Genomic DNA, 19,895 nt, shown 5'->3' with positions numbered 1-19,895 from the left:
TTAAAAACGAGGACGCGCCCTAGTCATAAGCCAAGATCTACAGTAACAAGGGATGCTTAAGTACCTCAATATTACTTTGGTTAAGTGATGTTGTTGCTTGCTCTTATTTGAATGTTCAACACACCCTAATCTTAAGGATTATTTTGTATTGCCTTATTTTCAACACTCTTAACTTCAGGCTCAATCATTTTAAATGCTCCATCAACCATATCTGTGAGTAGCGGCTCGCCCTTATCATTCACGCGAAACAATCCATACTCTGCCATCTCAAACGCTTCAGCATGACCTTCTTGAAAGAAAAAAGCGTTGGTCGCCAGCTTCAATTTGTTATTGCGCACGCGATAATGAAGCGCTATTTCATTCGATGCTAGATGGTTAGGCTTAGTATCGACTAAACGGCTGAATGTACCGACGTTATTTTCATCTAAAGTGACGATGACGTAGCCTTCACTAGCATCAATATAGTATTCATTTTCTGGAAGTCTCTCGTTTAATTGGTCAAACACATCACGCTCTAACGCATAGCTTAAGGTCATATAGTCGCCTTGCATAAAGCCGCGCGGATCAACGGGTGCAAGCTCTAATAGCACGGTATCACCAGTAGCCAAATGGGTCTCAAATTTTGCGACATTCACTGTCATTATGGCTAATATTATTGTCAAACCCAGTAGCGCAACGCTGATAGTAAATGTACGCTTTTGCCACCATGGTAGCGGCTTGGCTACAGACTTTTTCCCCAGCAATGGATCATTTATCCTATTCATGACAAGCGCTCCTTCTCGTTAGCCACTGTCAGTGCTTCGCCACTCCCTTTGCTAATCGCAAAATAACGTTTTATGAGTAACCAACGCATCAGTAGTAAGCCGATACCGATGCTTAGCATAGAGGCGGATTTGACCAATAAAGAGGTATCGAGCTGATAGTAATACCAAAAGATATAGCCGACTAATGCTGTAATACCTAGCCCTAATAGCACGCGCTGACTGTTGGCAACCGCGATGACGATGATAAGGCTGGTCGTCAGCAATCCTGAGACATAGATAGACATAATACCCAATATAGCAATGGCGAAAACAATGATGAATCCAGCCGCTGATAGCAGTTTGACTTGATAGCGCTTGAGGATAAGCAAAGCAGCATAAAGGCTGGCAAGCGTTAGTAACCCTTGTGCGAGGTAGTAGTTATAGTTAAAGGTCTCACCATAATTATCAAGGCTATCAAAGCCGCCTCCATATTCAGCCGCGATAAAGTAGACCGAAATGCTGAGCAACATCAAAGCGCTGGCGTAGGAGAGCGCTTTGCTAATATCAAAGGCCGCCAGCCGCCATTTAATAGGGATTCGCTGTAATATTGAATAGCGTTGTAAGTTGGCAACGGCAGTCATAAGCGCCAGCAGCCCTAAGCTTAACTCGGGCAGGTGATAGAAGTTGAGTAGATAGATGACACAGCCCAGCGCTACCATAGCGCTTAATAGGCGGTAAATAGAATTGGGCGTGACGATGGTCATGAACAGCTGTATAAATAGCAAGATGATTAAATTTACGGGCTGTTCAATCTCATTAGTCAATAAGGCAAAGGCAATATAACCTTGACCAGCGATAGTAATCGCAAAGGCTAAGCTGTTCCAAAATGGGCTATGACGTAAATGCGCGTTATAAAATAAAGACCAGCCAATAGCGCTCAATATGCCGCCAGTAACCAATACTCCAATGATACTGTCAAAAATCTCAGTCTCAAATAATATTAACGTCAAAAATCCAATGAATAATAAGCTGGCAAATATCCCACTAAAACCAAAAAGGATGTTGATAAACCAAGGGGTATGCTCTTCAGATTCAGTTTGGTTTAACAAGCTATCGTTCCCATTTTGCTTGTTAATAAATCCGTGCTGTTGTAATAGCAAAAGGCGACGACGTTGCTCATCGTTCATATCATTGGTCATAATTGCTCCCCTTTAACGGTGGTATGGGGCAAATTTTTCTCGTTTTTAAGACGCGCAACTTTGCGTAGCCAGACGACGGCATAGGAGCTCATACCGATCAGTACCAGCCCTAATAATAAGAAACCGCCAGCGTCAAAATTGCTCAGCAGTGCTTTGCCTAAAATAAAGACAACAATCGCAATCACTGAGCCTGACAAGTAAGTCAACATCAGCAAATCAGTCGTACGCTTGCGGAACCGCCAATGCATAAACACACACCAACCTAGCCATAAAGAAATCGCGACTAAGAACAGCAGAATATTTTTATTATCAAAAAAAGTGCTTATCGTTAGATAAGTGATGGTATACGTACTGAGTATACCGACGACATAGGTACTCCAATGTAGGCTGGATTTGGCGGCAGTATGGAGAGTGGTTGAAGAATTGAATTTGCTATTGGTAGTAATATCAGCAGTAACGCTAGAAAGGCTCAAGTCAGAAAGGCTTAAATTAGAAAGGCTTAAATTAGATGTCTTTAAATTAGAAAGCCCTGAATCACGTTTGTCTTCAAAGCAGATCAGCCATAAATAAAAAGCGATAACATTAATAACTGTGATTACGGTGAATTGCCAAAAGTCTTGGTAATAGTAATCTATGCCAAAAAACAATGACATATCGATATAAAACAAAGTGACAGTATTAATGAGCCCAAGCCACAGCAGCCACAGCGCAGGGAAACGGGCGATGATGACCCACGGCAAAATTAATACTGCCCAGCCAAAGAATAGCTGCCACGTATCCGCACCGGTCTGATAGACCTGCCCAAACAGCGCCAATAAACTACCGGTGATTATGCTGGCAATGAGCAATAATAGTTGGCGAATAAAGGCAAAGCGCTGACGAAAAGACAGCGCTACATAAAGCGCGATAGTAATGGTTAAAGCGCCTTCGACTAAGGCGAATTTACCCATTTTGCCCATGTATAGCCAGTTATAGGCGATAAAGAAAACCAGCGAAAGTACCAACGCTACCCCACCGACAATCAAAAGCGCTTTATCAAAAAATTGCAGCCATGTGCGCTTACTGGGATAAACGTCTAAAAGTAGTGCTGCGGTATCTGCCTTTTCTATAGGAAGTGTACCTTGGTTAAGCAACTGCTCGATTGTACGCCTTGATTGAGTCATAGCGCCCTCTATATAAAAACGGTGTGGCTTATCTTAGCTGTTTTTATATGGTAGAGGTGGACTTAAGTTTAAAATTTATCTGGCTCGTTTAACTCAATAAAACTCAATTTTACTCAACACATGCTCCTGCACTAGGTAGGCGCAGATATAAGCGCTGGGCCATGCAAAGATAAAGGCCAGTCCCCATGAGTGCATCAGCTCCATAAAGAAACCATCTATAAAGCCTACTTTGACCAATATCAATGCTGTCGAGATAATGAGCGACATCATCATCGCCATCAAACCCGTAAAAATAAGTCGGTAGTATTTGCGGCGCGTGCGTATTCTAATAGTGGGAAAATTGGCCATAGTATTCGGTTGTCCTACATGGTTATCGCGATGCTCAGCCTATGATGCTGGCATATATTATGTATATAATTTTTAGATGATCAATGATCAATGATCAATGATCATAACTGACAAAGCAGTTGGCTATCAGCGTTTATCATACTCTGTGAAATCGAGCGGGTAAAATCGTTATTACTCATCTCAAAGTTCGCCATATCTTAACGACCCTAATGTTTATCTTAAGAAAGCATTTTTTCAAAAATTAGCAGGCTTTAGTATGCTATTTTTGCTAAGATAAAATCGATCACCACAAACAAATAAGGCAGTAACATGACCGCTCAAAAGCAACGACACGCTCAACAAAAAACCTTAGGGATCATCGGCGGTATGAGTTGGGAGAGTACCGAGAGCTATTATCGTCTGATTAATGAAGGGATAAAGGATAAGCTGGGCGGATTACATTCAGCAGATTTGCTCATACATAGCGTAGATTTTGGCCCCATTAATGAGCTCCAAGAGCAAGATGAATGGGCTGAACTGGGTGTAATAATGGCCAGTAGTGCTCAGCGTTTACAAGCCGCTAGCGTAGACGGGATAATGATTGCTTCTAATACGATGCACAAATTGATCGATGACGTGCAAGCCGTGACCAGTGTACCCGTGATTCATATTGCTGATGCGACGACTGACGCTATCAAAAAGCAGAGTCTGACTAAAATTGCATTATTAGGTACGCAGTTTACGATGACCCAAGATTTTTATAAACAGCGTTTAATCGATGCAGGCTTGCGAGTGCTCATCCCTGAAAATGATGAGCGCGTAGAGGTACATCGGATTATCAAAAAAGAGCTGTGTGTCGGTCAATTTAAAGACAGCTCACGAGAATATTATCGCCAAGTGATTAAGGATTTAGCAGCACAAGGGGCAGAGGGCGTGATATTAGGCTGTACTGAGATTGGCTTGCTGATTAAACAAGCCGATAGCTCAATACCAGTGTTTGATACTACTGCCATTCATGCGGCAGCGGCGGTAGCATTCTTGCTGGGTGAAGACTAACGCATTTCCTCCACTCGCTTATTTAAAACACTATCAATTGCATAGAACATTGTCGATTGAATAAAGTAGATACCTTAATATCCTCGTTGTCGTAAAAACATTGACTTGCGCGTAATCATAAACCAATTTGCCATAAATGGGCTTATGCTAAGATTAAGTATTCAAGATTTTTTGCCAACCATAAACGAGGATGTTTCAATGACATTACTGCGCACGAGTTTAGCTGCTCTACTGACTCTTTCTGTCGTAGGATGTACGACGCCCAATAGTTTTACCGTCGCCACGACCCAAAAGCTCGTACAGTATGAGCGCAATAAATCAGACCTTGAGACCAAAGCTATGACGCTGGCATCTGGCGAGCAGATGACTTATTTAGAGGGCGGCAACTTAGCTGGCGAGCCTTTACTATTGATTCATGGTTTTGGTGGTAACAAAGACAACTTTACCCGTATCGCCGATAAATTAGGAGATTATCATCTGATTGTCCCTGATCTACTAGGTTTTGGTAACTCTAGCAAGCCATCAGAGGGAGACTACCGCGCAGATGCTCAAGCAAAGCGCCTGCACGAACTGCTACAAGCCAAAGGGTTGGCATCCGCTATCCATGTCGGGGGCAACTCGATGGGCGGTGCTATCAGTGTCGCCTATGCAGCGATGTATCCTAATAGCGTCAAAAGCCTATGGTTATTGAACAGTGGCGGATTTTGGTCAGCCGAGACACAACGAGAGTTCAAAGCGTCAGACCTTGATAATAGCCCGTTATTGATTGACAACACTGAAGAGTATTTTGCGATGTATAAGACGGTCATGTACAAGCCGCCTTATGTTCCAAAAAGCGTGCAAGCGGTCTTTGCCCAAGAAAGCATCGCCAATCGGGCGCTAAATACTAAGATACTCAAACAGATCATCGAAGACAATGTAGAGGCACGTGCCAAAGTGGTCGCTCAATACAACATTCCGACGTTAATCGTTTGGGGAGAAGAGGACAAGGTCATCAAACCTGAAACTGCCAAAATAATGAGCGAGCTGATGCCACAAGCACAGGTCATCATGATGTCAGAAGTGGGTCACGTGCCGATGGTAGAAGCGGTGGAAGATACGGCAAAAGATTATAAGAAGTTTCGTGCAGGACTAAAAAAGTAGTAATTTAGAAAAATTGTACTCAAAAAAAGGAACACTAGAATCAATGTCTGGTGTTCCTTTTTTTGTTTAGAGTAATAATTTGAATGATTTGACTATAATCAGTTCAGAATAAAATCGATACATTACTAGTTAGGTGCGACTGGTATAAAGTGAATCCACTGGACATAGTTAGGCCTGAAATTTAGCTATTATAAGCTGGATTTTTAATCCTGAAAAATGGCAAAATTAAAATGCTGAATTAGAACCTAACTGACGTCAATCAAACTATAGCGTTTTCACCAGTCGCTCTAACAACTCAATCGTTCTTTCTTGTCTGACCAAAGCGACCCCTTGTCCTGCCCATAAAGACTGATGTTCTGGGTCAAGATTATTGGTCGCATGGCCACGCAAAACTTTGGTCATCGCATTTAATTGTGGGTAAGGCGGCAGCTCATGCGCGCTTTCAAATTGCGCAAAGTCACGCAGATAATCGTTCAATAAACCACGTGCCTGCTTACCTGAAAACAGTCTTGTCAAGCGTGTCTCAGCACTGCGTTTATCTTGACTGGCATCGAGTAGCGCTTGCTTATAAATATTATTAATGCCGCATTTATCGGTGGTCAAAAAAGCCGTACCTATTTGTGCCAGCTCAGCACCAGCTGCTTGAATCGCTTTGATGGCTTGCTCAGTCATGATGCCACCTGCTGCGATTAACGGAATATCGGTACACGCGCGCGTTTGACTAATCAGCGTCAATAATCCCAATGGATCATTTTCACTTTGCGCGAGCCAGCCACCACGATGTCCACCCGCTTCGACCCCTTGTACACATACCGCATCTGCACCAATATCGGCCCATGCTTTCGCTTCTAATGGATGATTGGCCGTACCGATGACGCGCGTACCGAGACTCTGTAAACGTTGCACTTGCTCGGTGCTGATAATGCCAAAGGTAAAACTGGCAATAGGGACTGGATTGTCATAGAGCACTTGTAGCTGCTCTGCAAAGTTTGGCGCTGGGCGCTCAGGTAGCGCCATGTCTATGTCATTTACTTGATAGTACTGGCTCAACCAAGTAGGAATTTCGCTATCCAAGGTATTAGAATCACGCTCAGATAACACCATTAGATTGATCATAAAAGGGCGATCGGTGAGCGATTTAAGGCTATTAATGTGATCATGCAAAACATCTGGTGCCGTCGTCCCACTCCCTAACGACCCCAGTCCACCAAAGTTACTGACCGTTGCCGCCAGCTCAGGTGTGGTTGCGCCTGCCATGGGCGCTTGCACGATAGGGTAGGTTAGATTAAGGGTGTTCAGTAAGGTCATGACTGGCTTCCTTTTTATTTTTTACCAAACCCAAAAATACGATTAGCGGTATCAAACTCGCTTAGTCTACCAAATGTAGTACTTGCACTCGTTTTCCTTGCTACTCGGATTTTTAGGAATGGTATTATTAGAAAATTTTCATGACTTACTTTAGCAAAGCTGGATGGCGTGCGTGTTAGATAATGTGTATTTAGTTGCTGAATAGAAGGGAAGTGGATTTTAACTACAGTTTTGTAGTTAAAATAGTTGACTATAAAACTGTAGTTAAAGCTTATTAATACATATACTTGATATTACTAAATATCTAGCCAAAGAAAGTTGAAATAAATAATGAATAAAATATCTCAAATTACTCGACGTGACATATTTGATATCTTAAAAATAGAAGAGATTTGGTGGGCAGGAAAGCTAGATGAAATGGAATTTTTATCTAGACTGTACGATTTAGAAAGTATGCCTTCTAGAGACCCTAGATTTTCGGATGCAGCAGGTGATATTTGGCAACACAGACTTAATAATGATGATTGGGAAGATAATTGGATATTTAATGATGAAAGATTTAATTTATTAAAATGTAATGATGCGTCTTTTTTAAATTTTTTATGTGAAATGATACACCCAGTGGTAAGAGGATATTTACACGAAGTGGATAAGCTTCATCGTATATTCAATGATAGCCTGAGTAATGATGGGTTTGAAATTATCGAGAGAACACGTATCTCTAATAGACCAGTTTTTAGCGGTAGAATAAAGTTTACAGGCAAATCATCGATCGAGAAAAAGGGTAACGAAATTAAAGTTATTTTTAACGCTGATTACGTTTCTCAACAGATTAATTTAATGGAATCGTCAATTGAAACTTCTCCTTATCAGGCTATAGGAGTAGCGAAGGAGTTGATTGAAACTGCTTGTAAGTCAATATTTAAAGATAGGCAAGAAGAGTATGATAAAAACTGGGATTTATCTAAATTAATGAAAGAAACGACTAAACTGCTTAAAATTACGCCTGATGATATATCTAACGAAGCAAAAGCGGCAAGGTCAATAAGACAGATTTTAGGTAGTTTATCCGCTGTCGTACAAGGAATTGCTGAGGTGAGAAACGAATATGGTAGCGGTCATGGTAAAGATAGTGATTTCAAAGGTCTACAACCTAGGCACGCTAAGTTAGCAGTGGGAGCATCATCCACTTTAGCTATATATTTACTGGAAACACACGAAATTAGAAAGATAATTAAAATTTAGTTGCTAAAGTAATTATGCTTATTCAAAAGGTAAAAAATAGGTCAGCCTCCAAACCATCCAAACGATGACTAAGAAACTAACCCATTCTTATAACTTTGCTTTTTAACTTTTGCTACTAGTTCAACTGCAATGAACCCTTCGCATTCATCAGCAGCTCAACCACATCATCACCACTAATAACCGTGAAGCGTTTATCAATGGCCGATTCTTCTACGCCACCATGTTTCATACATGCGCTACAGACCAATACTTGACCGCCTTTTTCGATAAAGGCTTCTAACAACTCGCCAGCAGGTTCAAATGGCGCGCCAATATTGACGTCATCTAAAGCGTTCGGCAATGCCAAATGTACCGCATCAACCATCAATATCACTGAGGCAGAATGACCTTTTTTAAGCGCCACGCCTGCCATCGTGAAGGCTAGGGTAATTTTGCTTGGATTTGATTCACTATTATCAAATAATGTACCGACATAATCTGTTGTGTTAATCATATGGTTCTCCTATTAGCGTTTTGTCATAGTAAATAACTGACTGACTAATAGACTACCATTTATTATACTTTTTTATATAGTGTATTGTTATCAAATAGTATTGCTTAAGTTACTTAACCTACTGGTGGCCATGGACGATCACTATCACTCTCTATCCATTCAGCGACATAGCCAGTTGGCGGTAGTTCCCAGTCAGACTGATTTAACGCTGCAAGCACACGTGCCGTTTCGATGACTTTACCGCCTTCGGTCACGCCAGTACGTAATAGGGCAGACGAGCAGGGCTTGCCTTTGACCCACATCGACTGCTCGATATACATCCAGCGTTCATCGAAGCCTGCAATGTGCGTTTTCATCGTGACTTTATCAAAGGCGCGAATACGCTTGCGATACTGAATGGTACTGCCTGCGACCACCAAGCCCCAGCGATTTTTTAATAGCTGTTTGCCCAGTCCGGTACGTACCGCAAAGTCCGTACGCCCCATATCATAAAGGGTTAACACACGCCCATTATTCATCTCAAGGAAGTTATCAATATCTGACAACCGGCAGCGCAACTTAATCTCGCTGGTATCTTTAAACGTTAAGGTATTGCCCCTCTTTACTTGCAGCGCGGCATAGGCGATGGTACTGGCATAGCGAAGAAAAGGATACATAGAGCAGTCTCAAAAGTTAAAAGTTAGGATTTAGCGTGTCAGATTATCATTTATTATTAGAAGGTACGCCAATAGAGTTGAAATAAGCACTGACGGTTTCGGGTATCCAATTAATATCAAATTTTGAGGCTTTGGCTTTTTTACCCTTTGCCTGTTCACTCTGCGATTGTTTTTTGTCTGAGCGATAACGCAGATAGCCGATATGACCACCGTGCTTAGTGTCGAGGATGGTGACGCTGTCAGACACATCATTTGGCGTGGCGGTAAAGCCGATAAAAGGGTCGTCTTTGGCGCTGATTAATAGTAAAGGCTTGGTCACAGTGATCAAATAAGGGAGGGCAGAAGAAGATTGATAATAGTGATTGTTGGAGCGGTAGCCATGACGCGGCGCGGTGAAGATATCATCAAAGTCGCTGATGCGATTGACCGCTTTGATCGCATCGATTTCTTCTTTGGTAATGTCGTTTGCCAACGCTTTTTTGATAATGGGGTTGAGTAAGTAAGGGGTGTAGATGCGATGGCTCAAAAAGCTGTGCATACTGAGCGCAGCCGATGACATATCGACGGGCGCAGAGATGACAGCCGAGCCTTTGCAGATGGCTTTATCTCCATACTCGCCCATGTATTTTGCCAAGGCATTGCCACCGAGTGATACCCCAGCCGCATAAATATGGGCGTATTGCTCGCTGAGATTTTGTAGCGCGTGATGCAATTCATTGGTATCGCCCGCATTATAAAAAACTCGACCATTGGCTGGAATACCGCCACAACTGCGAAAGTGTGCCACCACAAAATGCCAGCCTTGTGCATGCATTTGATACGCTAAAGCGCGCGCATAATGGCTGTCGCTACTGCCTTCCATGCCATGGAACAGCACAATTAAAGGTGTCTGTTCACGCTCGTCATTTTCGGTTGCTTTTACAGGATGCGCATCATAAAAGTCATAAGCGATATCGGTCTCACCTAGTGAGTCTTGCATCACCATCCGACGATACTTCGGTGTTTTTGGCGCAAAAAACTTGGGCAAGATGCTTTGTAAATGCGGATTGGTCAGCCAAAATGGGGGGTTAAAAGGGGCGGGTGAGAAAGATTTGGTGGATTTTGAAGTTGGCATAGGGTGGTCTTATTTAATTATCATTGAAAAGCAATGGCTTATCATAACGCTAGCAATGGTGAAAACCAACGGTTTTCAGTGAACGTCTGGTTACTCAAAATCATCAATAGTTTAAGGGTCATCCAACACCCGTCCATCCATCGCAAGGCGTTCTTTTAAAGTCTCAATATCTGCCTCAGCGAGCGTCACGGTCAGGGTGACTTGCTTACTATATGTGACCTCATCAATACGACCGTTTAGACTCTCGACCACATAGCGGCATTGCGCTTCGGTTGCAAACTCTGCGAGTATCTGTACTTGCGCCATGGCTACATAAGGGCTTAAGGTCATCTGGTCGACCGCCGCTTGCGTTGAGCCAGCATAAGCACGGGTGAGACCGCCAGCACCTAACTTGATACCACCAAAATAACGCACCACGATGATGATGACGTTGCCAATAGATTTGTGTTGTAGGACGTTTAATATAGGTCGACCTGCGGTGCCACTTGGCTCGCCGTCGTCGTCGAAGCCTGCACTGGTGGTATTATCAGGGTCGCCAATGATATAGGCCCAGCAGTAGTGACGGGCATCCGCATATTGTACTCGTAGCTGTTCCACGTGAAACATTGCTTGCTCGCGTGAATGCACCGGATACGCATAAGCGATAAAATCAGATTTCTTGATTTCTAGGCGGGCAGTGACGGCACGTTTTAGCGTTTGATAGCTCATATTTCATCAGGTCTAGGTAGGATATGGTAAACTTGTCTAACTTTCACTGTCGCCATATTGGGTGCAGTGTTCATTTAATTTTTCATTATAGTACCATTTCTCACGCTTAAAGATAACGAGCGAGTCGCGCCCGAGTGCTAATCTAGTAGCCTCGGCGTGGCGGATAGAATTAGCGATTTCGCTAAGTTCATCCCGTTAGCGGTAGGGTTGGAAGTGGTAACATAACACTGATGGTAGTCAATCGTATGCGTTTAGATAAATTTATTAGTAAGGCCACCGAGCTGTCGCGCAAAGAATCCAAAAAGATTATGCACGCGGGTGAAATCACGGTCAACGATCAGATAATCAAAGATCCTGGCGTCCATGTCGATATCGTCAATGATGATGTCATGTGGGCAGGCGAGCCGCTGTCGGTCGCAGCGGGCAATCGCTATATCCTATTGCACAAGCCTGAAGGCTTTGAATGTACCTTAAAAGCGAAAGAATACCCCATCGTCACCGAGCTGATTTCGGTACCAGAATTGGGTAGCTTACGTATCGCGGGTCGTTTGGATGTCGATACCACGGGTGCTTTGCTCATCAGTGATGATGGCGGCTGGTTGCACCGTGTCACTAGTCCCAAGCATGAGCACGCCAAAGTCTATGAGCTGACTTTAGCTGATGCGATGGATAGCGCAGCGCAAGAAAATGCGGTCAAAGAAGTCGCCGAAGGAATTCTACTAGAGGGCGATCACGAAGAGACCAAACCTGCCGTCCTTGAGTTCATGGATGAGACGCATGCCCGTCTGACCCTAGAGCAAGGCAAATATCATCAAGTCAAACGGATGATGGGCTACTTTGGCAATAGAGTGACGGAGCTGCATCGTGCCAGTATCGGCCATATCAGTTTAGACGGTCTCGATAAAGGGGATAGCCGCTTCTTAACCGAGGAAGAAGTTGCCAAATTCTAAATTTTCGCCTTATTGAACCCTAAAATAATTTGTGAAAATAAGATTTAACATGAGCAGCCACTATTAAAGTGCGCTGCTTTTTGCTGTCTGTTATTTCTTTCAGTTATAGTCGATAGTGAATAAAGTAGATACAAGATATAACGCACGAAGCTGGTACAAATTTTTCTTGCTTGCTGTACCTACGCCGACAGAGGCTGCAAAAAATTATCCCAGCCTCGCTTTATCCTTTTTATATTGACCTATCTATATTGACCTATCTATATTGACCTATCTATATTGACCTATCTATATTTGTATTGCCTGTCTCTTAAAGCTCAGTAGCAATTTTGCAAATTTGGCCTTTTAATCGCTGTCAAAGTTAGCGCATATGCTAAAGTCCCGTTATCTTTTTAATCTATGTTTTTGCATAATGAAGTGGATGCTTGTTAGAGAAACTTGCCGAACACGTCTGTTAAAACATCTCTTTTATAACAAATGGGACTGTCTCCGTGAAACAATTTTTATTAAAGTCTGCTGGTTTGATGAGCGCGATACTATTGGCGACGACAGCTTGTGCCGAGCCGAGCGCCACTGATGCTACCAATAACAAAATCAGCTCAAGCGCGCAAACCACGCCAGCCGCTGGCACGGTAAGCCAGTCGGTGGACAAGCGCTTGCGCCAGTTGCTAACGCAAGCAGGGATTAAGACGCAGATAACCTCAATTGTGCCTTCTAAGTTGCCCAATATGTATCAAGTCAACCTAGCAGGACAGCTGCCATTGCATATCACTGAGGATGGCCGCTATGTCATCCAAGGCGAGCTACAGAAAAACCCCAGCAAGCGCGTAGTAACCAAAACGCCAGTACGCAGTAATCGTGACCAAATAGGCAAGCCAGTTAGTGCTGCTGTCAAATCATCGTTACTTGCCAATATGAGTGCGCTGAAGAATATGAGCGCTAAAACGCCTTTCTTTTATACGGCAGTGCCGGGCGTTATCTGGGGAGCAACGTTAGAAGGAGTGCCTTTCTTGCTATCGGACGATGCGCAATACATCACTGATAGTGAGATATCCGTCATCGAAAACGGTCAGTTTATCGGACTTGATGAAACGTTTGAAAAACGCAAAAATCAATCGGTGTTTGCCGCTTTAGATGAGTCGCAACTGATTACTTATCCAGCCATCAGCGCAGAAAAAGCCATTATCTATGTGGCTACCGATGTCAATTGCCCTTATTGCCGTAAGCTACATCAACAATTTCCTATGCTCAATACCAAAGGTGTCACAGTAAAAACCATTGCCTATCCGATATATGAGCAGTCACCTGCGCAAATGCGTGGTATCTGGTGTCAAGCTGATGAGGACAGCCGCCGCAAAGCCCTTAATAGAGCCATGCTGAGTGGAAAAATGACGCCAGCCGCTGCCAGCTGTAATGTTGATTATGTGACGCCCAATCGCGAAAAAGCGGCGGGACTGGCAGTCATAGCCACGCCTGCTATTTACCGTGAGGATGGCGTACTCTACCAAGCGAGCTTTGAGAGTCCTGAATTTTTAGAGTTTCTAGGTATTAAATAACCTTTGGGCATTAAATAACTTATCGTCTGTCAATTTTCATAAGTTATTTTTCATAAGTTACTTTTAAAATGACCTTTTTTATAAGTTACCTTCCTTAAAAAACGCATACCAAAGGCGACGACCTTCACTATTGAAATGCCTGACGGTATCAAAAAACTGTTGCCGTGCGCGCTCATTGACCAGTGGTGCAGGCAGCAATGGATCAAAAATCACACTGCGGATACCAGCATCACCGAGCATATAGACTTCACGTAGGGCAGTATCACGCGGTAGTGTATCTTTAGCAGCCAACCAGTCATGCAACCGTTGCGAGATTTCTTTATAGCTTTCTTCCAGCTGCATATCGGACCAGAGTGACAACGCCTTGTCCTGTCGAACGCTATCAAAGGCGCTGGCTTTAAAGACGGCGGCTTCCTCTCCTAAGCCGAGATCTAACAGTCGCGCGCGTATGGTTTCGACGCCGCCCGATAGATTGTTGGGGCGCAGATAAAGACCGGTCTGCAGCTCGCGGAAACCTAACAAAGAAAGCGCGCGAGCACGGGCGCGGAGCACTTTACGGTCGCTACGTGGTAGGCCGCCCGTGGTAACAGCAATCCATGAGTTGTCCCACTCTGTCACGCGCTGATCAGCCGTCGACCATGCCGCTACATCGGCACCCAGTTTTTGCCCCTCAGCACCCAAGCGATAAATAGCAGCATCGACTGCCTCGACCAGTCCCGCTTGCGTCAGCCGTGCCATGGTCACGCGCACGCTATTTTCGGTCATATCAAATAGCGCACCTGCGCGAACGGCCTCAGCAGCCGTCAAAGTTTCCTCGTCCGCTACAGTCAGTAGTCGCAAAAGGAGAAGGCGCGGCGTTGGCCAAGAAGTATTACTATTTTTGACAATATTTGATTCCATATGTAATATTAACATTGTACTATGGAAGGTACAAGCCAAAGCGATCTATCAAGTAAGGATGTTGTCGATGATGAATCAATTCAATACACATGAGGTGTGCAATCAGCCGGTTGCGCTAGAAAATTATAATGCATGGCAGACAGACATAGCCTTGATGGAAGCGGTTGCTCGCGAGGGCGGATCATGGGCGCAGGATCATCTGAGTGCATTTGGCGCTCGTACTGGTGGCGATTTAATTGATAGTGGTTTTGCTGCCAATGAAAATCCTCCTAAACTTTGCAGTTTTGACCGCTATGGTCATCGGATAGATGAGGTCGAGTTTCATCCTGCCTATCATGAGCTGATGGCAGCTGGGATGGAATACGGCATGAGTAGCTTTGCTTGGCGCCATGAAAATCGTGAAGGGTCGCATGTGGCACGGGCGGCGGTGATGTATCTTGGCTCGCAGGCGGATGCAGGCTTTGGTTGCCCGATGTCGATGACTTATGCAGCAATTCCTGCGCTACGCCATGCACCGGCATTGGCAGAAAAATGGTTGCCCAAGCTGTTATCAGCAGAATATGATCCACGTAGCCTACCGATGGAACAAAAGACGGGCTGTACCATCGGTATGGGCATGACTGAGAAACAAGGCGGCTCAGACCTACGGCGTAATACCACCAGAGCGCTTCGTCAAAAGGATGGAAGCTATGAGATCATCGGTCACAAGTGGTTTTTTTCAGCGCCGATGTGTGACGCGCATTTGGTGCTGGCACAGACCGAAGGCGGGCTTAGCTGTTTCTTAGTACCGCGCTTTTTGCCCGATGGCACGCGCAACGCGGTTCGGATACAGCGATTAAAAGATAAGCTGGGTGATTGGTCCAATGCCTCATCCGAGGTCGAGTTTCATGGCGCGTTCGGTGAATTGGTTGGTATAGAAGGGCGCGGCATCGTCACAATTTTAGAGATGGTAGCGTTAACCCGTTTGGATTGTATGATTGGCTCGTCAGCGCAGATGCGCCAAGCCGTTGTACAGGCGATTCATCATACTAGCCAGCGCGAGGCTTTTGGCAAACTGCTGGTCGATCAGCCTTTGATGCGCAATGTGTTGGCTGATTTGGCGTTGGAGTCTGAAGCCGCCGTTGCTCTGACCATGCGCGTTGCTCGCGCGGTTGAAATGAGCGGCAAAGATCCGCATGAGACTGTGTTGGCACGCATTGCGACCGCCATTGGTAAGTACTGGATATGTAAGCGCGCACCCGTATTGATCAATGAAGCGCAGGAGTGTCTAGGCGGTATTGGCTATGTAGAAGAGAACATTTTGCCACGCCTTTATCGGCAAGCGCCATTGAACTCGATCTGGGAGGGCAGTGGCAATGTGCAGTGCCTCGACGTACTGCGCGCTTTGCGCAAAGAGCCAGAAACGCGCGAAGCCCTATTCGCTGAATTGCAAAATGCTGCTGGCAAGAATGTGCATTATGATGCCGAACTTAAATGCTTGGCAGAACGTTTCGAGGATTTTGAGACGCTTGAGTTCCGAAGTCGCTATGTGATTGAGCGCTTGGCATTGACGCTACAGGCGTCGATTTTTCTGCTAGGAGATCATACAGACATCGCGACAGAATTTTGCCGCTCGCGCATTGCAGGCGAACACGGGCTGACCTTTGGCACCTTGAGCCCCGACGCACCAGTGGCGCAATTAATTGAACGTGCTGCGGGCGCAACCACAGCAGTACTATAGATTATCCAGCTAGGGTGGCGTCATGTATGGCGATTTTGAGAACTTTAAGGTAACTCGCAGTATAAATACCAGCGTCACTTTTTTACGGTGTATCTTTTATATGCTGGGCAAGTAAGGCAATGTGCTCGACGCCAATCCCGCAGCAGCCACCGATGATATCCGCGCCAGATGCTTGCCAAAGTGTGGCCCATTTTAGGTAATGCTTAGGTGTGGTGTCTGTGCGTATTTGGCGCAATTGAGCATTGGCTTGCTTATGGACTTGCTTGGAAGCAAAGGCATTGGCGTAGACACCAAGTTGTTGCGTGTCTCCTGCTTCGTTGACAATGGCTTTGGCGACCTGCAATGCTGAATCCATGACCTCAGGTTGACTACAGTTGAATAGTATTGCCGTCACATCCAGAGCCATCATGGCGCGAACGGCCTCTGCTACTGTTTCGCCAGAACGTAGCGTAGGTGTATTTACTGGGTTTGCTTCGCTGCTGTTATCAGCGATGTCTAGCTGACTGTCGTCTAGCGTAAAGGCAATCCAAATAGGTTTTGGCGTCGTTTTGTTTTCATTTTCTGTAAATTCGGTAATCAACTGCTGCCATGTTGTCGCTTCTATAATGCTGCTTTGTGTTTCCACCAGCCAAATATCCACATAATCTATCTGCGCGGCTAATAATGGACGGGCTATCACCGGTGCTTGCTTTGGGTCGAATAGATCGGGTCGATAAGAGCCAAACAATGGCGGCAAGCAACCAGCGATTTTTACGGGGGCTATTATAGGGGCAGCACTGGCAGTAGAGGTTACGCTAATAAGCTTTTTGCTTTCTTGTACAGCTTCAAAAGCGAGCTTGGCGGCCGTTTCTATCAGCTGTTCGCCCTCACTAAAGAATTTATCGCCCAAATGGTAAGGGGTCACCGCGTAGCTATTGACCGTGATGACAGTAGCACCAGCTTTTATATAATCTAAATGGATATCACGAACGCTCTCTGGTGCCAAGCTCAGTGCCAGCGCCGACCATTCAGGCTGCCGAAAAGGCGCACCGCGCCGTTCAAGCTCACGTCCCATTCCACCATCTAACAACGTGGTTGGAGGACGAGCGTCAGATTGAGCACGAATGCCCTGAGGTCTTATTTGAGTTGGCATGACAGTCTCACTTCTAAGATAGTGCAATAGTAAAGCACGCGTATTAAGGCAACAAGATATCAACGATTTTCCAATGAATCAGACCGTCGCGCTGCATCTCTATCGTGAGCGGATAGCCTTTTACTTGACCGCTAATAGTGAAGCAATTAATACCACAATAGCTCAATGTCGGCTTGTCACTGTCTGATCCTTGTGCCGCCTGCTGCTCGAGTTCCGCTGCTTGTTTTTTCATGATTTGCTGCATTTGGCTTTGGACCACCGCATTGACATCGCCGCGCTGGATGATTAAGTTTTGAATCAGGTTTTTAAGGTCGACTTGATTGCTCGCGATAGCCCATGCAGCGGCCAGCTCTTTGGTCGCGCTATTGGCTTGACCTTGAGTATTGATGACTTTTTCGATGTTTTGCGGGGTGATGGCACCCGCGACTGCCTGCGTGATAAAGCCATTGGCTGCGTCAGTTAACGGCGCACCGCCCAGCTCAGCAACCAATGGATATTGAGTCATGGTATTGGCAAATTGATCGGTCAGCTGAGCTTCGATACTCGGACGCAGCTGCTCATAATCAATGGCGGCAGCGATGGTGGCACCGTCTTTGGCATCGTAAGCGTTTTTGAGCTGATAAGCACTATAATAAGGTGAGCCCGCATAGATGGTCACAGCAATTGTGATCAATAAAACCAGCAGTTTTTTCATAAAAATTCTTACCTTATTGCAAACTTAATCGGCATCAATATGGCGCTAAATATTAGCACGACTTAACCTTGGGCGGGTATAAAAAGCTTTGTCCATTTACTACTAGGGCGTGTCCTCAATTCAAGCGATTGTATCTAAATGGGCTAAAAATGTCTAAATTTTACCAAACATCGTCAAACAGCTGATTAATATCCCAATATTATTTGCGCTATTTTCCTCGTTTGACTGCAATTTATCTCATTTTTATACCCATTTTTAAAATGAGGACACGGCCTAGAATCTTTTTTAATCTGACCAAACCTAGCGAGTCGGTAATTTCATGACGTCAAAGCTTGATAAATTACTCAGCTATCTCCATAAATAGCGCAAACTTTTAATAATTGATTTGGCTAAGCAGCATCCCGCCGTATTCGCTTATAAGATTCATACCATTATTGCTTCCATTCGCTCGTGTTCTGCTATGTTTCATGTGAAACCTAAAAGAACAATCGAGTACAGAAACAAGATGATAATTGATTTGGTTTGGTGAATCGACCAGCAGGCGGCACTGTAAAGACGATAGGAGAGCCCATGAGTAAGCGCGATTTTTATGAAGTATTAGGTGTCAATAAAACCGCTGATAGTAAGGAAGTGAAACGAGCTTACCGCAAGCTGGCGATGAAATATCATCCAGACCGCAACTCTGATGATCCTGATGCCGAAGACAAGTTTAAAGAAGCGTCGATGGCTTATGAAGTGCTTAGCGATGAAAGTAAGCGCTCCGCTTACGATCGCATGGGGCACTCAGCCTTTGAAAATGGCATGGGCGGTGGCGGCGGTGCTGGTGGCGGCAACTTCCAAGACATCTTTGGTGATATCTTTGGCAACTTTGGCGATATCTTTGGTCAATCACGTGGCGGCGGCGGTGGACGTTCACGTCGCGGCTCGGACTTGCGTTATGTCATAGAGCTGACCCTAGAAGAAGCAGTGCGCGGATGTAAAAAAGAAATCAGCTTTACCGCACCTGCACCTTGCGATACTTGCGATGGTAAGGGTGCAAAAAATGCCTCTGATGTCGTGACTTGCCAGATGTGTCATGGTCAAGGTCAAGTTCGTATGCAGCAAGGATTCTTTGCCGTTCAGCAAGCTTGCCCACAGTGTGGCGGCTCTGGAAAACAGATTAGAAACCCTTGTTCTGACTGTCATGGTAATGGCGTCAAAGACAAATCACGCACGTTAGAAGTATCTATCCCAGCAGGCGTTGATGATGGTGATCGCGTCCGTTTATCGGGCGAAGGTGAAGCTGGCGGCGCAGGCGTGCAAAATGGCGATCTATACGTTGAAGTACGCGTCAAACCGCATAATGTCTTTACCCGTCAAGGTGCCGATCTCTATATGGACGTGCCAGTGAGCATTACCGATGCGGCATTGGGTAAAGAAGTTGAGATTCCAACCCTAGATGGCAAAGTCAAAATCAAGGTCGCCGAAGGGACGCAAAGTGGTAAATTATTACGTGTCCGTGGCAGAGGTGTGACGCCAGTACGTACGACTATGAAAGGTGATTTGATCTGCCGTGTGGTCATCGAGACGCCAGTTAATCTGACTCGCGAGCAAAAAGACTTGTTACGTCAATTTCAAGATACGCTCGATGGTGATAGCAAGCATCAGCAGTCACCGCATAAAAAATCATTCTTCAAAAAGATTGGTGACTTATTCGATTAACTGAGTTGTTTTAATAACTCGTTTGGTTGAATGACTAGATACAAAACCCCCAGTGTTTCACATGAAACACTGGGGGTTTTTATTGGAAGT

Annotated in this window: 19 protein-coding genes; 7 read left to right on the top strand and 12 right to left on the bottom strand. The window is 44.9% G+C overall.

What is annotated here, in order from left to right; genetic code table 11:
• Positions 1-131 precede the first annotated feature (131 nt).
• From AAEY72_RS05855 to AAEY72_RS05840, 4 genes are all read right to left on the bottom strand, one after another.
• Positions 132-764 carry a GDYXXLXY domain-containing protein gene (locus tag AAEY72_RS05855; protein WP_352309804.1) on the bottom strand — a complete coding sequence of 211 codons (633 nt, stop codon included), beginning with the start codon at positions 762-764 and terminating at the stop codon, positions 132-134.
• On the bottom strand, positions 761-1,942 hold the full coding sequence (locus AAEY72_RS05850) for a DUF4401 domain-containing protein (RefSeq protein WP_352309802.1): 1,182 nt from the start codon (positions 1,940-1,942) through the stop codon (positions 761-763). The genes AAEY72_RS05855 and AAEY72_RS05850 overlap by 4 nt, the downstream gene beginning before the upstream one ends.
• Positions 1,939-3,105 carry a DUF2157 domain-containing protein gene (locus AAEY72_RS05845; RefSeq protein WP_352309800.1) on the bottom strand — a complete coding sequence of 389 codons (1,167 nt, stop codon included), beginning with the start codon at positions 3,103-3,105 and terminating at the stop codon, positions 1,939-1,941. The genes AAEY72_RS05850 and AAEY72_RS05845 overlap by 4 nt, the downstream gene beginning before the upstream one ends.
• Positions 3,106-3,198: 93 nt before the next feature.
• On the bottom strand, positions 3,199-3,453 hold the full coding sequence (locus tag AAEY72_RS05840) for a DUF2798 domain-containing protein (RefSeq protein WP_352309799.1): 255 nt from the start codon (positions 3,451-3,453) through the stop codon (positions 3,199-3,201).
• A gap of 309 nt (positions 3,454-3,762) precedes the next feature.
• On the opposite strand from AAEY72_RS05840, the gene AAEY72_RS05835 reads away from it, so the two are divergent.
• Entirely contained in the window at positions 3,763-4,488 is a 726-nt protein-coding gene (locus tag AAEY72_RS05835; RefSeq protein ID WP_352309798.1) for an aspartate/glutamate racemase family protein, read from the top strand.
• A gap of 198 nt (positions 4,489-4,686) precedes the next feature.
• Positions 4,687-5,631 (top strand): alpha/beta fold hydrolase, encoded by a 945-nt coding sequence (locus AAEY72_RS05830; protein WP_352309797.1) that lies wholly within the window; start codon positions 4,687-4,689, stop codon positions 5,629-5,631.
• Positions 5,632-5,895: 264 nt separating this feature from the next.
• Here the strand turns inward: AAEY72_RS05830 and AAEY72_RS05825 are convergent, their stop codons facing one another.
• Entirely contained in the window at positions 5,896-6,939 is a 1,044-nt protein-coding gene (locus AAEY72_RS05825) for an NAD(P)H-dependent flavin oxidoreductase (protein WP_352309796.1), read from the bottom strand.
• A gap of 330 nt (positions 6,940-7,269) precedes the next feature.
• On the opposite strand from AAEY72_RS05825, the gene AAEY72_RS05820 reads away from it, so the two are divergent.
• Positions 7,270-8,184 (top strand): abortive infection family protein, encoded by a 915-nt coding sequence (locus tag AAEY72_RS05820; RefSeq protein WP_352309795.1) that lies wholly within the window; start codon positions 7,270-7,272, stop codon positions 8,182-8,184.
• A gap of 115 nt (positions 8,185-8,299) precedes the next feature.
• On the opposite strand, the gene AAEY72_RS05815 is transcribed toward AAEY72_RS05820, so the two are convergent.
• From AAEY72_RS05815 to AAEY72_RS05800, 4 genes are all read right to left on the bottom strand, one after another.
• Entirely contained in the window at positions 8,300-8,677 is a 378-nt protein-coding gene (locus AAEY72_RS05815; protein WP_194620548.1) for a DsrE family protein, read from the bottom strand.
• A 113-nt stretch (positions 8,678-8,790) separates the two neighbouring features.
• Positions 8,791-9,333, bottom strand: coding sequence for an acyl-CoA thioesterase (locus AAEY72_RS05810; RefSeq protein ID WP_352309794.1), 543 nt, complete (start codon positions 9,331-9,333; stop codon positions 8,791-8,793).
• 46 nt (positions 9,334-9,379) lie between these two features.
• A complete protein-coding gene (locus AAEY72_RS05805; RefSeq protein ID WP_352309793.1) occupies positions 9,380-10,447 on the bottom strand; it encodes a YheT family hydrolase in 1,068 nt (355 codons plus the stop codon).
• A gap of 111 nt (positions 10,448-10,558) precedes the next feature.
• A complete protein-coding gene (locus AAEY72_RS05800) occupies positions 10,559-11,155 on the bottom strand; it encodes a YigZ family protein (protein ID WP_352309792.1) in 597 nt (198 codons plus the stop codon).
• 245 nt (positions 11,156-11,400) lie between these two features.
• Here AAEY72_RS05800 and AAEY72_RS05795 point away from each other — a divergent pair, with 245 nt between their 5' ends.
• Both AAEY72_RS05795 and AAEY72_RS05790 read left to right on the top strand, forming a co-directional pair.
• The gene (locus AAEY72_RS05795) at positions 11,401-12,105 is read left to right on the top strand and encodes a pseudouridine synthase (protein ID WP_210540969.1); all 705 of its coding nucleotides are present in this window, start codon (positions 11,401-11,403) and stop codon (positions 12,103-12,105) included.
• Between the two features lie 488 nt (positions 12,106-12,593).
• Positions 12,594-13,658: a disulfide isomerase DsbC N-terminal domain-containing protein gene (locus AAEY72_RS05790; RefSeq protein WP_352309790.1), complete on the top strand. Its 1,065-nt coding sequence runs from the start codon at positions 12,594-12,596 to the stop codon at positions 13,656-13,658.
• A 78-nt stretch (positions 13,659-13,736) separates the two neighbouring features.
• Here AAEY72_RS05790 and AAEY72_RS05785 read toward each other — a convergent pair whose 3' ends face one another.
• Positions 13,737-14,558 (bottom strand): PaaX family transcriptional regulator, encoded by an 822-nt coding sequence (locus AAEY72_RS05785; protein ID WP_352309789.1) that lies wholly within the window; start codon positions 14,556-14,558, stop codon positions 13,737-13,739.
• 67 nt (positions 14,559-14,625) lie between these two features.
• Between AAEY72_RS05785 and AAEY72_RS05780 the strand changes: the two genes are divergently transcribed.
• Positions 14,626-16,278, top strand: coding sequence for an isovaleryl-CoA dehydrogenase (locus tag AAEY72_RS05780; RefSeq protein ID WP_352309788.1), 1,653 nt, complete (start codon positions 14,626-14,628; stop codon positions 16,276-16,278).
• Between the two features lie 82 nt (positions 16,279-16,360).
• On the opposite strand, the gene AAEY72_RS05775 is transcribed toward AAEY72_RS05780, so the two are convergent.
• Both AAEY72_RS05775 and AAEY72_RS05770 read right to left on the bottom strand, forming a co-directional pair.
• The gene (locus AAEY72_RS05775) at positions 16,361-17,410 is read right to left on the bottom strand and encodes a homocysteine S-methyltransferase family protein (RefSeq protein WP_352309787.1); all 1,050 of its coding nucleotides are present in this window, start codon (positions 17,408-17,410) and stop codon (positions 16,361-16,363) included.
• Positions 17,411-17,453: 43 nt separating this feature from the next.
• Positions 17,454-18,104 (bottom strand): DUF2939 domain-containing protein, encoded by a 651-nt coding sequence (locus AAEY72_RS05770; protein WP_352309785.1) that lies wholly within the window; start codon positions 18,102-18,104, stop codon positions 17,454-17,456.
• A 570-nt stretch (positions 18,105-18,674) separates the two neighbouring features.
• On the opposite strand from AAEY72_RS05770, the gene dnaJ reads away from it, so the two are divergent.
• Entirely contained in the window at positions 18,675-19,805 is a 1,131-nt protein-coding gene (gene dnaJ, locus AAEY72_RS05765; RefSeq protein ID WP_201589129.1) for a molecular chaperone DnaJ, read from the top strand.
• Positions 19,806-19,895 lie beyond the last annotated feature (90 nt).

This window comes from Psychrobacter sp. W2-37-MNA-CIBAN-0211, assembly GCF_040309405.1.
Lineage (GTDB): Bacteria > Pseudomonadota > Gammaproteobacteria > Pseudomonadales > Moraxellaceae > Psychrobacter > Psychrobacter glaciei.
Note: the sequence above shows the minus strand (reverse complement) of the source record. Positions and strands in the feature narration are given on the sequence as shown.